Below are 13,895 nucleotides of genomic sequence, written 5' to 3'. Positions count from 1 at the left end.
ATACAATGACAACAAAAATAACTCTCGTTGTGTTTAATCCACTTCCGCAACGGGCACGGCAACGGCGCGTGCAGGCTCTTTGTTTGGCCCTCGAAGAAATAAACCGTTCTTATGTGCTAGTTGCTACCGACGCCGACCTGAAGGTTACCACCACTAGCATTCACACTTACCTGCCAACAGCAGCAGAGCTTATTGTGGTTGGTGGCGACGGCACCTTGCACCAAGTAGTAAATGCCCTCGGTAACGCTTATAAAACACTGCCAATAGGTTATATTCCTGCCGGTACTGGTAACGACTTTGCCCGCGCTTGGTATGGCACAAAACTGACTACTGCTGGTTATATTAAGCGGGCTTTGCATGGTAAAGCGGAATGTATTGATATTGGCCAAGCTAATGAGCGCTATTTTATTAACTCGGTGGGGGTTGGTTTTGACGGCGACTTAATTGCTCACCTTGGTAGTAAGAAAAGTTGGTGGCCGCGGTTAACCTACTTAGTTTGTGCACTTAAACAAATATTTTCTTATCGCGGTGAATACTTGCAAGCTACTGGCTCAGATCCAGCACTAGTTTGCTTAGATAAAACGCCAACATTGATTTTTGTGGCAGCCAACATGCGCTATTTTGGTGCAGGTATGCTTATTGCGCCCCATGCTAAGCCCAATAATGGCTGTTTGGCCTGGGTTCATGTGCAAGAGTGTCGACTCGCAGTGAAGTTGCAGTCATTTTCGTCGATATACAGGGGCTCACACTTAACCAATAAGGTTGTAACCAGTGGTCAACTAAGTGAAATGGTGATAGCAACGGCACAAATACCCATGCAAACCGATGGTGAGTACGCAGGTTGTACCCCAGTGAAAATTCGCTGTGTGCCCCAGGCTGTTTCTATTCGTCGGTAAGCGAACCACCCGTAGTGGTAAGGCGGCATTTAGCCAGTAACAGTTGCCATTGTTCGGCATGGTTGCGGCTACTTTGTTGCAGGGTGTTGGTATGGCCATAGCCTAGCTGCTGCACGTAATTTAACCAAAGTTCACCTTCCGTTAAAGCCACTAACTGTTTAAGTACTGGCGCCAACTGCTGCTGGTAATGCGCCCAACGGGCAAAAGCCGGCTGTAATTTGGCAATATAAATATTAAGCATGACATTGTGCAGGTATTGGGCCTGTTGTGGCCGGGCTATATCGCTACAGCCAATATGCTTAGTGGTGCGTTCAAGCAGTTCGGTTAAGCGCTCTAGCTCGGCAGGAACACTGGCAAAGGTACGCCAGTAAGCACTTAAAAAGCGAGAATGGTTTAAAGCTTCTAATTGCTCGTGCCACAGGGTTAAGTCAAGCTGAACTTGGTGGGGGTCGGCCAGCACTAACGTTAACGTGTGGGCAAAATAACTTAAGGCAGTAAAGGTGCTAGTAAAGTCGTCGGCAGAGCTCATGGGTAAACTGTGGCGAGCAAAACGAAAATTGGCCCGCCAAACCTGGTCTGTGGTTAAAAAGTTATGCACCGCTAACGCTAAGCTACTTTCTTTTATGGCTAAAGCCTGCGTAAGTTCAAGGCGTAGCGCCGGGCTAAGTTCAACCGGTGCGGTTAAACATTCTTTTAGTGCCCGAGTGACCTTTATTTCATAATACAACTGGTTGGCTGGGGTCATTACTTTACCTAACGAGCTATTACGCTCGGCCACAACTTGGCCTAAGCGACATTCGTTTAAACGAAAACTGTCCAGTAACGAAATAGACATTCTTGGCAAGTTGCGGCGAAGCTCTGCCACGCTTGGTTGGATAGGCGTAACAAGCTGTTCTGCTGCCAGCCGCTGTTCACCCGCAAGGCGTTCAAGGCGCTTAGCGTAGTCTTCCAACTGTGGGTTAACAGCGTCGCTACAGGCACTTAAGGCGAACAAAGAAATAAACCCCAGTAGCAGCTGTGTATAGCGACAAAAGGTATATTTAGGTACACTTGCAGCCCTATTTTTCAATATGTACAAGGCGATACGCGAGCCTTTATATATCCAGGTTATTAACTTCATTGGCGGTCACTATGTTCACAGGTATTGTTCAAACCAAAGCTCAGGTTAACGCGGTTGTTGATCGGGAGCAGTTTCGACAGTTGGAGTTGGCTGTGCCAGCGCATTATTTAGCAGCGTTAGAAACCGGTGCCAGTATAGCGATAAATGGCTGCTGTTTAACGGTGACAGAATTTAACTCGCACACTGAACCAGGCACGGTTAGTTTCGACATTATTGATGAAACCTTGCGTTTAACCAACTTAGGTAGCCTTAGTATAGGCGAAGAGGTAAATTTTGAACGTTCTTTAACTATGGGTACCGAACTGGGCGGGCATATTGTGTCGGGCCATATTCAAACCACTGCGGCAATAGCCGAGCGCCACGACAGCAGCGACAACTGCCGTTTGTATTTAGAGCTTGAACCCCGTTGGTTAGAATATATTTTGCCCAAAGGCTTTATTACCGTGAATGGTGCTAGTTTAACCGTAGGTGATGTAACCGAGCAGGGCTTTTGGCTGCACTTAATTCCAGAAACCTTAGAGCGCACAAATTTAGGCGAGGCAATAGTAGGCACGCGGCTGAATATTGAAGTAGACACGCAAACCTTTACTATTGTTGAAACCGTAAAAAAGGTGCTAGCTAGAACAGGAACAGCAAGCTAATTCCTGCCATAGCCACTACGGTGCCTGTTACAGCCCGAAAACTAATATGCTGACCACGAATAACGTTCAAACTAAGCATAAATAACGGTGCAGTGGAAAGTAAGGTTTGGGCAATACCGGGGGTGACTAATGCTACGGCCACTTGTTGCAGCCAAATGCCTAAAAAGGTACCCAGGGCTATGGCTGCCAATAAGGTGCTTAACTGTGTGTGCTTCAGTGCCGTAAGGGTGGCTGGAAACAGTTTTGGTCTTAATAATACAATGCCTACCGTTAGAATTAAGGTACCGCCAAACAGCCTCACTAATGCGGCCTCGGCCGGCGACACCTTGGCTTGGGAAAAGCCATAAAACGCCATTACCAAGCCAATGGCTTGGCAAGCAGCTGCGGACACCGCATATAAAACACCAGCGCGACTAATTGCCATGCGGCTATTTAATTGTCGCTCGGTAAGAACCAGCAGTACTCCCGCAATAACGGTTACCGCAGCTACCATTTGTATGGGGCTAAGTGCCTCCGAAAGAACCAACCAAGCTAATACGGCCGCCATTGGCGGGGCTAAATACTCAAGTAAAATAGTGTGGCCAGGACCAAGCCGACGCAGGGCAGCAAAATAACAGCTGTCACCAATAGTAATACCAATTACGCCGCTTAAGGTCATTAGTAACCAAGTGTGTTGGCTCCAACCGGCCCAGCCTTCGCCGGGTAATAATAATGTGCCTAACAATAGCAGTGGCGAAGCAACAATGCCTTTCACTAAATTTAACTGAATTGAGCTTAAATGGTGGCTGCTTTTACTGTAGAAAATAGTTGCAATAGCCCAACAAAAGGCTGCCGTTAATGCGGCAAGTTGGCCAAGGTATAAACTCATCAATGAATTCCCGTTACAGCTGGCTTAAAGTAGCGCAGGCAAAAGCGTAGTATGGATTCGGTAGAGACAGCAAGAATAACGTGCAAAGTGTTACTTTGGTAGCCTGTTATTGACAAACTTATAGCCAGTAAAGTTGCGTTAATACAGCTGTTTCGGTATAATGCCGCCTCTTTACTGGGCTGTTCGAACAACCTTAAGGTAGTATTTGCAGTCTGAACGTATACAAGTGGCACTTGGTGGGTGTCACCACTGTAAAATAAGGAATAAACCTCCATGCCAGTAATTACTCTCCCTGACGGTAGTCAACGCGAGTTTGCTAACCCTGTTTCTGTTCTCGACGTCGCCCTCGATATTGGTCCTGGCCTTGCTAAAGCAACGGTTGCCGGGCGGGTAAATGGTGAGCTTGTTGACGCTAGCGATTTAATTGAAACCGACGCGACGCTTGAAATTATTACCCAAAGAAATGACGAAGGGGTTGAAATTATTCGTCACTCCTGTGCGCATTTATTAGGCCATGCCATTAAGCAGCTATGGCCAAACACACGGATGGCGATAGGGCCAACTATCGACAATGGTTTTTATTACGACATTGATCTAGACCGGCCCTTGCACCAAGATGATCTCGATGCGCTTGAACAACGCATGAAAGAACTGGCAAAAACCGGTTATACCGTAGTTAAGAAAAAAGTAAGCTGGGCGGAGGCAAGAGAAGTTTTTGTCGAGCGTGGCGAAAGCTATAAAATTGAAATTTTAGACGAAAATATTGACCGTGATGATCGCCCAGGGCTGTATTATCACGAAGAATATGTGGACATGTGCCGAGGGCCTCACGTGCCTAACATGTCGTTTTGCCAACATTTTAAAATTATGAAAGTAGCGGGTGCCTATTGGCGCGGCGATTCAGACAACAAAATGTTGCAACGTATTTACGGTACTGCTTGGGCCGACAAGAAACAGTTAAACGCATATTTACAACGTTTAGAAGAAGCTGAAAAGCGCGACCATCGTAAAATTGGTAAAGCACAAGACTTATTCCACTGGCAAGAAGAAGCGCCAGGAATGGTATTTTGGCACCATAATGGTTGGACCGTGTTTCAAGAATTAGAAAAGTACGTGCGGGAAAAGCTGAGCGAATATGATTACCAAGAAGTAAAAGGCCCATTAATGATGGACCGCGTACTTTGGGAGCGTTCAGGCCACTGGGAAAAATTCCAAGAGTTAATGTTTACCACGTCGTCAGAAAGTCGTGAGTATGCCGTTAAGCCAATGAACTGCCCAGGGCATGTACAAATATTCAACCAAGGCTTAAAGTCTTACCGCGACTTGCCGTTACGAATGGCTGAGTTTGGTTGTTGCCACCGTAATGAACCTTCGGGTGCATTACATGGGCTAATGCGTGTTCGAGGGTTTACTCAGGACGACGCACATATATTCTGTACCGAAGAACAAGTTCAAGACGAAGTCGCCGATTGTATTCGTATGGTATACGAAACTTACAAAACCTTTGGCTTCGAAGATGTGGTAGTAAAATTGTCAACCCGCCCTGAAGAGCGAATTGGCGATGATGCAACCTGGGACCGAGCCGAAATGGCTTTAGCCGAAGCCTTGAAGTCGAACGATATATCATTTGACTATTTGCCAGGTGAAGGCGCATTCTACGGTCCGAAAATAGAGTTTACGTTGTTTGACTGCATTGGCCGTGCTTGGCAGTGTGGTACAATACAACTTGATTTCTCAATGCCTAGTCGGTTAGGTGCAACTTATGTAGGCGAAGATAACGAACGCCACGTGCCGGTAATGATTCACCGGGCTATATTAGGTTCGCTTGAACGCTTTATGGGAATTCTTATTGAAGAGTATGCTGGGTTTTTTCCAACCTGGTTATCGCCAAATCAAGTCGTTATCATGAATATTACCGATAAACAGGCCGATTATGCGAAAAGCCTTGTCTCAGAGCTTAAAAAGAATGGATTTCGCGCGACAGCCGACTTGAGAAATGAGAAGATAGGCTTTAAAATTCGAGAACATACATTAAAACGCGTGCCTTATTTGTTGGTTGTTGGTGACCAAGAAGTTGAACAACAACAAGTGGCCGTACGTACGCGCCGAGGTAAAGACTTAGGCAAACTGTCTATTACTGAGTTTATTGAACAACTTCGTAATGATGTTGAAACGCGTACAATTTCTTAAATTTGCTGGAGGAAGAAACCATTAAAGGTGGAAGAAAGAGTCTAAAAACTGACAAAACCCGGATTAATGACGCCATAACTGTTGCAGAAGTGCGCTTGATTGATGCAGAAGGTGAGCAACTTGGCGTAACAGCTATTAGTGAAGCTTTAACACTTGCTGGAGAAGCTGGCCTTGATTTAGTTGAGATTAGCCCGAATGCTGAGCCGCCTGTCTGTAGAATCATGGACTATGGCAAGTTTCTTTATGAGAAAAGTAAACAGCAGAAAGAGCAGAAGAAAAAGCAGAGACAAATTCAGGTTAAGGAAATTAAATTCCGACCTGGTACAGATGAGGGCGATTACCAGGTAAAACTGCGCAACCTGCGTCGCTTTCTTGAGGGAGGTGACAAAGCGAAAGTCACCGTGCGTTTCCGTGGCCGAGAAATGGCACACCAAGAAATAGGTATCGATCTGCTAGAGCGTATTAAGAAAGATCTAGAAGAAGTATCTGTTTGCGAGGCTTTCCCTCGTCGGGCTGAAGGGCGTCAGATGGTAATGGTTCTGGCACCTGGAAAATAAGGAAGTAGCAGCGGTTTACAAGTAAGGTTCCAGTTCGGTCCTTCACCCTGTAACTCAATTGGCAACTCAATGCGGAGTTTATGTAATGCCAAAAATGAAAACTAAACGAGGCGCTGCAAAGCGCTTCAAGAAAACTGCTTCAGGCGGTTACAAGTGCAAACAGTCTCACTTGCGTCACATTTTGACCAAGAAGAGCTCTAAGCGTAAACGTCACCTTCGTGCGAAGAAAATGGTACATCAGAACGACGTTGTACTTATTGAACGCATGTTACCGTACGCTTAAGCGAAGAGGAGATTCTAAATGGCACGAGCTAAACGTGGTGTTGTAGCGAGAGCGCGACACAAAAAAGTCCTAAAGCAGGCGAAAGGTTATTATGGAGCACGCAGCCGGGTTTTCCGTGTTGCGAACCAAGCAGTTATTAAAGCTGGTCAATATGCATACCGCGACCGCCGCACCAAGAAACGTCAATTCCGTCAGTTGTGGATTGTTCGTATTAATGCTGCAGCACGCCAAGCGGGTTTGTCATACAGCCGCTTTATCAACGGCTTGAAAAAAGCTTCAGTTGAAATTGATCGCAAAATTCTTGCAGACATCGCTGTTCACGACCAAGCAGGTTTTTCTGCTTTGGTTGAGAAAGCAAAAGAAGGCCTATCTGCATAAGCAGAAACGCTGGAGTTTGCAGTAAGGAAGGGAGCCGTTTGGCTCCCTTTTTGTTTGAATTCTGGTATTATTCTTGGCTTAAAGTTTGGGCCTAATAGCCAATATGTTTGGCGCCGTTATTACAGAGGACACTCATGGATTTACAAGCTATTTTAGCAGCAGCGCAAGCAGCCATAAATGCTGCGACCACGCCCGCTGCACTCGATGAAGTTCGGGTAAGTTATTTGGGTAAAAAAGGGCAAATGACCGAGCTTTTAAAAGGTTTGGGAAAGCTGAGTGCTGAAGAACGGCCTAAAGCAGGGCAACAAATTAATATTGTTAAAGAAGAGCTACAGGGCATTTTAAATGCGCGCCGTAGTGAATTAGTAACGGCGGAGCTGAACAAAAAGCTTGAAGCTGAGCGTATTGATGTAACTTTACCTGGTACATCAGCAGCCCCGGGTGCCTTACACCCAGTTACGCAAACCATTCAGCGTATAGAACATTATTTTGGCCAACTAGGCTTTGCGGTTAAGCATGGGCCGGAAGTAGAAGACGACTTCCACAACTTTGATGCGCTGAATATTCCTGCGAATCACCCAACCCGTGCCGATCACGATACGTTCTATTTTACCCCAAGCACTATGTTGCGCACGCAAACATCTGGGGTACAAATTCGTACTATGGAACACGAGCAACCGCCGCTACGTATTATTTCTCCGGGCCGAGTGTACCGTAACGACTACGACCAAACCCACACGCCTATGTTCCACCAAGTGGAAGGCTTAATGGTGGATAAGAATGTTAGCTTTGCCGAGCTTAAAGGAATTTTGCACGACTTTTTACATCATTACTTTGAAGAAGATTTAGAAATACGTTTTCGCCCGTCGTACTTCCCATTTACCGAGCCTTCAGCTGAAGTTGACGTGCGCCGTAAAGGTGGCGACTGGTTAGAAGTACTAGGCTGCGGCATGGTGCACCCAAACGTATTACAAGCAGTAAATATAGACCCTGAAGTTTATACCGGCTTTGCCTTTGGAATGGGCGTTGAACGCCTAACCATGCTGCGTTATGGCGTGAATGATTTACGCGCCTTTTTTGAAAATGACTTACGCTTTTTACGCCAGTTCGGTTAAGGGAGTTTTGACACAATGAAATTCAGTGAAAAATGGTTACGCGAATGGGTCAACCCCGCTTTATCAACCGGAGAATTGGCCGAGCAATTAAGCATGGCAGGTTTGGAAGTAGACGGCATTGAACCGGTTGCTAGTGCCTTTACCGGCGTGGTGGTAGGTGAAGTAATAACCTGTGGCCAACACCCAGACGCCGACAAACTACAAGTGACCCAGGTTGATGTAGGCGGCCCTGAACTGGTCGACATAGTGTGTGGTGCGTCGAACTGTCGTGCCGGCTTGAAAGTAGCGGTAGCAACGGTTGGTGCGGTATTACCCGGCGACTTTAAAATTAAGAAAACTAAACTTCGTGGTGCACCTTCCCACGGTATGCTGTGCTCGGCGTCGGAACTTGAACTCAGTGACGACAGTGAAGGCATTATGGAGCTTCCTGCCGACGCCCCCGTAGGTAAAGATCTACGTGAATGGCTTGACTTGGAAGACTACAGCTTAGACGTAGACTTAACCCCAAACCGTGCCGACTGTTTAGGTATTCGTGGTATTGCCCGTGAAGTGGGCGTACTCAATAACCTTGACGTAACAGTGCCGGCAGTACCTGCGGTGCCGGCCACTATTGGCGACAGCTTAGCTATTACTTTAGCCGCACCAGCCGCTTGCCCGCGTTATTTAGGCCGAGTAGTGCGTGGTGTTGACATGGCCGCCAGCAGCCCACTGTGGTTAACAGAAAAGTTACGCCGCAGCGGTGTTCGGGCAATTGATCCAGTGGTAGATATTACTAACTATGTGCTGCTGGAACTTGGCCAGCCTATGCATGCCTTCGACTTAGCCACGCTAGACCAAGAAATTGTCGTACGCATGGCACAGCAAGGCGAAAAATTAACCTTGCTCGACGGTCAAGAAGTAAAGTTAGACGATGATATTTTAGTTATTGCCGACAGTAACAAAGCGTTAGCCATGGCGGGTATTTTCGGTGGTAAAGACAGCGGTGTCACAGAAAACACCAAAGATGTGTTTTTAGAAAGCGCATTTTTCAGTCCAGATCTTATTATGGGCCATGCTCGCCGTTATGGCTTGCACACCGACGCTTCGCATCGTTATGAGCGTGGCGTTGACCCAGAATTGCAACAAAAAGCCATGGAGCGCGCTACAGCGCTTATTCTTGAAATATGTGGTGGTGAGGCAGGACCTATCACTGAAGCCAAAGATATGGCCCATTTACCCACTGAAACACAAGTGGTGTTGCGCGCTGACCGGTTAGCTCGGGTGTTAGGTATTACTATTGCACCCGCCCAAGTAACTGAAATATTAGAGCGCTTAGGCTTTACTGTTGAACTAACAGGCGAGACAGCGCAGCAGTGGCAAGTGGGTGTGCCGGCCTACCGTTTCGACATTAGCATTGAAGAAGACCTGATCGAAGAAGTGGCGCGCGTATACGGCTATAACAATATACCTTCAGCGGCACCGCTAGCACGGTTAGCCATGTACCGCACGCCAGAAGCAAAGTTACCGCTTAGCTTGTTTCAACAGCGCTTAATTGCAGCAGGCTACCAAGAAGTTATTACCTATAGCTTTGTTGAACCGAAACACCAAGACTTGTTGTACCCGAATGCGCCAACCCTAGTGTTACCGCACCCAATTTCGGTAGATATGTCGTCGATGCGCCTTGGTTTACTGCCAGGCTTGTTAACCGCTGCCGGCTATAACCAAAAACGGCAGCAGGCCAGTGTGCGTTTCTTCGAGTCGGGCTTGCGCTTTGTGCCAGACCAAACAGCAGAAAACGGAATTCGCCAAGAAGCGGTAATTGGCGGTGTGTTATTAGGTAGCCAACTAACCGAGCATTGGCGTGAAGGTAACAAGCCGGTCGATTTTTACCAAGTGAAAGGCCAGGTGGAAAGCCTACTTGCAGCAACGGGCGCTTTGCATGAGTACCGTTTTGTGGCCGCGAATAACTCAGCACTACACCCAGGCCAAAGTGCCAATATTTATCGTGGCGAACAATATGTTGGCTTCTGTGGCGCTTTGCATCCGCAGTTTGAAAAAACCTTTGGTTTAAAAGGCCGTGCCTTTGTTTTTGAATTATTGTTAAGCGCTATTGAAACGCGGGCAGTGCCAGTTGCCGCCGGAATTTCTCGCTATCCTTCAATTCGACGCGACATTGCCGTTATTGTAGACCGCACCACAACAGCAGGCGAATTATTAGCTGCAATCAGAAATGTTGGCGCAAATCATGTGGTTGACCTACACTTGTTTGATGTTTACCAAGGTGATACTTTGCCTGTAGACAAACAGAGTTTGGCCATTGCATTAACGCTACAAGCGCAAGAGCGTACATTAGAAGATACAGATGTGAATGAATCTGTTGCGAAAATTGTTGCTTTATTGCAAACTAAATTTAACGCGGTTTTAAGGGATAGCTAAGATGGCACTGACCAAAGCGGATATTGCAGAGCATCTGTACGAAAAAATAGGAATGAGCAAGCGTGACGCCAAGGAATTAGTTGATTTGTTCTTTGAGGAAATACGCGTAGCACTGGAGAGCGGAGACCAAGTTAAAATATCTGGGTTTGGAAACTTTGATTTGCGCGACAAAGCTGAACGGCCGGGCCGAAATCCTAAAACCGGCGAAGACATTCCAATTTCAGCGCGGCGGGTAGTTACTTTCAGACCCGGGCAAAAGCTTAAAGCTCGAGTAGAAAACGTTGAACTGAAAGAATAAACACAAAAATAATAATAAGCCCACTTTAAAAGTGGGCTTTTTTTTGCCTGCGATTAAATTTTATTTGAAAAACAAGCTACTAAAAGGGTTTAGCAAACGCGCTATGCCCGAGGTAAAGTGCAATGGGGCGTCAAGAGTCGCTAGGGTTAAGCAGTCTTCGTCGCGGGTTTCTGGCTGATGGGTGTGCTGTTGGCTTAGTAATACAAAGTCACCGTCTTTGTATTCATCTTGTTCGTCGTTAAATACACCATTTATTACCAAAGTAATTTCATTACCCTTATGGGTATGTTCTGGCACGCGGCTGCCATGGTCCATATAAATTAAGTTAATACATTCGTTAGAGCCCAAATGAAGCGGTGCTTTGAGCATTTTGCCCGGTACTCGACTCCATTCACCAATGCGGTGGTACTGGCGGGCTAAGGTGGCCGGCAAGTTAAACACTTTACCGTTTAGGTGCAGGTTTTCATGGTATGGCGGCTGAATAATAGTGCTGGGTGCTGGAGTAGCAAGTATTTGCTCCAGCATAGCGTTGAACTGCTGGTTTAATTCTGGTGGCAGCTTGTTAGGGGTTGTGTGCATTACTTGTTCAGCAAGTAGCTGTTCCGCGTCATGAGCAACTTGTTGGCAGCGTGGACACAAGTCAATATGGGTTGCCACAATAACACTTAGGGCGGGGGTTAATAGGCCGCCAGCGAACTGTTCTATAAGTTGATCGGTGGGATGATACTTAATCATGATCAATCATCTCTCTTAGTTTTTGCAGACCAAGGCGTGTTCTCGATTTGACTGTACCTAATGGCACATTGAGTGAGTCAGACACTTCTTGCTGCGACAAACCTTCAATATAAATAAGTTCAATTACAATACGCTGGCTGTCTGGTAGTTGTTTGTAGTAGGAGCTTATTTGCTCCATTAACAGTTTGTCGTCGAGGGCGCTGTGGTTGTGTGCACTGTCGTTCAAGCTGTCGTTGGTTTCAGCCAGAATAGGCCATAATTCGTCGGCACTTAAGTCGGTTAAGCGGTGCTTGTTTTTGCGTAAATAGTCGAAGCCGGTATTTCGGGCAATAGTAAACACCCACGTTGAGGCTGAGCCCCGGTCGGCATGAAACAAATGGGCTTTTAACCATACATTGGTCATAGTTTCTTGCACTAAGTCGGCGGCCAACTGTTGATTACCGAATTTATTTGCCGCGTAAGCCTGTAGTCGTGGAGCAAAGTACTGGAACAGCTCACTAAAAGCGCCGCGACATTGGTTAGCTGCAACCTTAGCTAATAAAGCTGCTAAGTGCTCAGCAGTTTTACTGGCCTGTGCCTCTATTGGGCGTGTTGTCATTTGGCCCGTGCCGTGTTGGTGGTGTAATGCATGCATGCTAGTTTACGCCTTATTGCTATGTGGTGCCAAATTATTCAAACAAACTACAAATATAACGGGCTATATGCACAGGGTTATGACTGGCAATAAGAGCATGTTTTTGTTCCGCTGACAGCGGTAATAGCTCCAGCCACCGAGCGCAAAGCCAGCTAGCATCATGGTAGTGTTTTTCTGGATATAGCTCGCCAATGTCAGGGTAAGTGTCATACACCTCTTGTAAACGCTCTGCTAGAGTCGCTTGTTCTGAACTTACTTCTGCAAACGGGCTAAACCAAGGTGAAAGTAGTTTTACCTTGGCACTTCTTAACCCGTCGTGTTCGGTTGTTATGGTTTCAATTTCAAATAACTCTTTCCCAGCAACGGTAATACCCAGTGTGCCGTTGGCTAAAGATTTAAAATCAACTACTTGCACTTGCGTACCAAGAGCATAAATATGTTGGTTGCTTGCTTTATTGCCATTACTGTTCAGCATGCCAAGGCCAAAGTTACGGGTATGTTGCAGCGACTCTTTCACCATGCGTATATAACGGGGTTCAAAAATACTTAGTTGCATACGGCCACCTGGCAAAATAATTGTTTCCAGCGGAAGTAAAGCGACTGTTGTGGTGTTTAATTGTTTACCCATAAAGAATTAGCACCATGGCGGTTAACGTACAGTAATAGAAGTTTATTTCGGTCCATGCTATTACGCAGTTATGGCCTAGTTTGGATCTTTAATTCTTACCAATATTATTCATCAATCTTTTTATCGATAAAAAGCGTATAAGCCACAAAGCAGCAAAAAACTGTAAAACATAAGGGAAGCACATGATTAAAGTAGGTATTAGCTCATGTTTAATTGGGCACAAAGTGCGTTACGACGGGGGCCATAAGGCGTCGGACTTTTGTCAAAACGACTTAAATGAATTTGTGGAATACTTGCCTCTGTGCCCGGAAATAGGCATTGGCTTACCAATACCCAGGCCCAGCATTCGTTTAGAAGGGTTAGAAAACGGTACCACCCGCGCACTAATTACTAAAACAGGTGAAGACATAACCACGAAGCTGCGAGACTTTGCCGATGTGCGCAAGCACCAATTAAACGAATTAAGTGGTTATGTGCTGTGTGCCAAGTCGCCAAGCTGCGGCCTAGAGCGCGTGCGTTTATATACACCAGGCGAAAAAGACAATCGTAAAGCGGGGGTGGGTATTTTTGCTCAGCGCCTAAAAGAGCTTGAACCTGCGTTGCCGATGGAAGAAGACGGCCGCTTAAACGACCCACACCTGCGGGAAAACTTTGTGTTGCGGTTGTTTGTTTATTCCGAGTGGAAAGCGTTACCACGACCGTTAAATAAAAAAGATGTCTTGGCTTTTCATACTCGGCATAAGTTGTTGTTACTCGCGCACAATCAACCGGCATACCGTGCTTTGGGTAAACGCTTAGGTGAGCTTGAACAGTTAAACGAAAGCTTCGCCCAAGACTATATTGTGCAAGTAATGAATGCATTGGCTAAGCCAGCTTCAAAGGCCAACCACACCAATGTGCTACAGCATGTACAAGGCTACTTTAAAACTAATTTAAGCACCGTAGAGCGGGAAGCCTTAGCTCAACTCATACTTGAGTACCGAGCTGGCTTAGAGCCGTTAAGTGCGCCATTAGCGTTATTTAAACATTATTTAAATTTGTACCCGAAAGACTACCTAGCCGGGCAAAGTTATTTTCAGCCTTACCCTCAGTCGTTGCGTTTACGCTACGGCTTATAACCTCCTATTGAACACTGAG

The 13,895-nt window shown here is 46.3% G+C and carries 15 protein-coding genes; 10 read left to right on the top strand and 5 right to left on the bottom strand.

From position 1 onward, the window contains the following. The first annotated feature begins 5 nt into the window (after positions 1 to 5). Entirely contained in the window at positions 6 to 896 is an 891-nt protein-coding gene (locus M1L23_RS05355; protein ID WP_252626077.1) for a diacylglycerol/lipid kinase family protein, read from the top strand. On the opposite strand, the gene M1L23_RS05350 is transcribed toward M1L23_RS05355, so the two are convergent. After that, positions 883 to 2,016, bottom strand: coding sequence for a DUF3080 family protein (locus M1L23_RS05350; RefSeq protein ID WP_252626076.1), 1,134 nt, complete (start codon positions 2,014 to 2,016; stop codon positions 883 to 885). The two genes, M1L23_RS05355 and M1L23_RS05350, sit on opposite strands and share 14 nt — an antisense overlap. Before the next feature lie 11 nt (positions 2,017 to 2,027). On the opposite strand from M1L23_RS05350, the gene M1L23_RS05345 reads away from it, so the two are divergent. Next, positions 2,028 to 2,657 carry a riboflavin synthase subunit alpha gene (locus tag M1L23_RS05345; RefSeq protein WP_252626075.1) on the top strand — a complete coding sequence of 210 codons (630 nt, stop codon included), beginning with the start codon at positions 2,028 to 2,030 and terminating at the stop codon, positions 2,655 to 2,657. On the opposite strand, the gene M1L23_RS05340 is transcribed toward M1L23_RS05345, so the two are convergent. After that, entirely contained in the window at positions 2,635 to 3,525 is an 891-nt protein-coding gene (locus tag M1L23_RS05340; protein ID WP_252626074.1) for a DMT family transporter, read from the bottom strand. The two genes, M1L23_RS05345 and M1L23_RS05340, sit on opposite strands and share 23 nt — an antisense overlap. Before the next feature lie 273 nt (positions 3,526 to 3,798). Here M1L23_RS05340 and thrS point away from each other — a divergent pair, with 273 nt between their 5' ends. The 7 genes from thrS (at position 3,799) to ihfA (ending at position 10,761) form a co-directional block, all read left to right on the top strand. Beyond that, a complete protein-coding gene (gene thrS, locus M1L23_RS05335; RefSeq protein WP_252626073.1) occupies positions 3,799 to 5,715 on the top strand; it encodes a threonine--tRNA ligase in 1,917 nt (638 codons plus the stop codon). Positions 5,716 to 5,720: 5 nt separating this feature from the next. Further along, a complete protein-coding gene (gene infC, locus M1L23_RS05330) occupies positions 5,721 to 6,272 on the top strand; it encodes a translation initiation factor IF-3 (RefSeq protein WP_252626172.1) in 552 nt (183 codons plus the stop codon). Between the two features lie 85 nt (positions 6,273 to 6,357). Beyond that, the gene (gene rpmI / locus M1L23_RS05325) at positions 6,358 to 6,555 is read left to right on the top strand and encodes a 50S ribosomal protein L35 (RefSeq protein WP_252626072.1); all 198 of its coding nucleotides are present in this window, start codon (positions 6,358 to 6,360) and stop codon (positions 6,553 to 6,555) included. An 18-nt stretch (positions 6,556 to 6,573) separates the two neighbouring features. After that, positions 6,574 to 6,933, top strand: coding sequence for a 50S ribosomal protein L20 (gene rplT / locus M1L23_RS05320; protein WP_252626071.1), 360 nt, complete (start codon positions 6,574 to 6,576; stop codon positions 6,931 to 6,933). 134 nt (positions 6,934 to 7,067) lie between these two features. Further along, on the top strand, positions 7,068 to 8,048 hold the full coding sequence (pheS, locus tag M1L23_RS05315; protein WP_252626070.1) for a phenylalanine--tRNA ligase subunit alpha: 981 nt from the start codon (positions 7,068 to 7,070) through the stop codon (positions 8,046 to 8,048). A gap of 15 nt (positions 8,049 to 8,063) precedes the next feature. Beyond that, positions 8,064 to 10,463: a phenylalanine--tRNA ligase subunit beta gene (pheT, locus tag M1L23_RS05310; protein ID WP_252626069.1), complete on the top strand. Its 2,400-nt coding sequence runs from the start codon at positions 8,064 to 8,066 to the stop codon at positions 10,461 to 10,463. 1 nt (position 10,464) lies between these two features. Then, positions 10,465 to 10,761, top strand: a complete 297-nt coding sequence (gene ihfA, locus M1L23_RS05305) for an integration host factor subunit alpha (RefSeq protein ID WP_252626068.1) — start codon at positions 10,465 to 10,467, stop codon at positions 10,759 to 10,761. A 60-nt stretch (positions 10,762 to 10,821) separates the two neighbouring features. Here the strand turns inward: ihfA and M1L23_RS05300 are convergent, their stop codons facing one another. The 3 genes from M1L23_RS05300 to M1L23_RS05290 all read right to left on the bottom strand — a co-directional run bounded on the left by M1L23_RS05300 (position 10,822) and on the right by M1L23_RS05290 (position 12,758). Continuing rightward, positions 10,822 to 11,496 (bottom strand): ChrR family anti-sigma-E factor, encoded by a 675-nt coding sequence (locus M1L23_RS05300; protein WP_252626067.1) that lies wholly within the window; start codon positions 11,494 to 11,496, stop codon positions 10,822 to 10,824. Continuing rightward, entirely contained in the window at positions 11,489 to 12,094 is a 606-nt protein-coding gene (locus M1L23_RS05295) for a sigma-70 family RNA polymerase sigma factor (protein ID WP_252626171.1), read from the bottom strand. The genes M1L23_RS05300 and M1L23_RS05295 overlap by 8 nt, the downstream gene beginning before the upstream one ends. Before the next feature lie 70 nt (positions 12,095 to 12,164). Next, complete coding sequence (locus tag M1L23_RS05290; RefSeq protein WP_252626066.1) at positions 12,165 to 12,758, bottom strand: LON peptidase substrate-binding domain-containing protein; 594 nt, start codon at positions 12,756 to 12,758, stop codon at positions 12,165 to 12,167. A gap of 182 nt (positions 12,759 to 12,940) precedes the next feature. Here M1L23_RS05290 and M1L23_RS05285 point away from each other — a divergent pair, with 182 nt between their 5' ends. Then, a complete protein-coding gene (locus tag M1L23_RS05285) occupies positions 12,941 to 13,876 on the top strand; it encodes a YbgA family protein (protein WP_252626065.1) in 936 nt (311 codons plus the stop codon). The last annotated feature ends 19 nt before the right edge of the window (positions 13,877 to 13,895 follow it).

It is taken from the genome of Aliidiomarina quisquiliarum (assembly GCF_023922585.1).
In the GTDB taxonomy this organism is placed as follows: domain Bacteria; phylum Pseudomonadota; class Gammaproteobacteria; order Enterobacterales; family Alteromonadaceae; genus Aliidiomarina; species Aliidiomarina quisquiliarum.
This window is presented reverse-complemented; position numbering and strand designations above follow the sequence as displayed.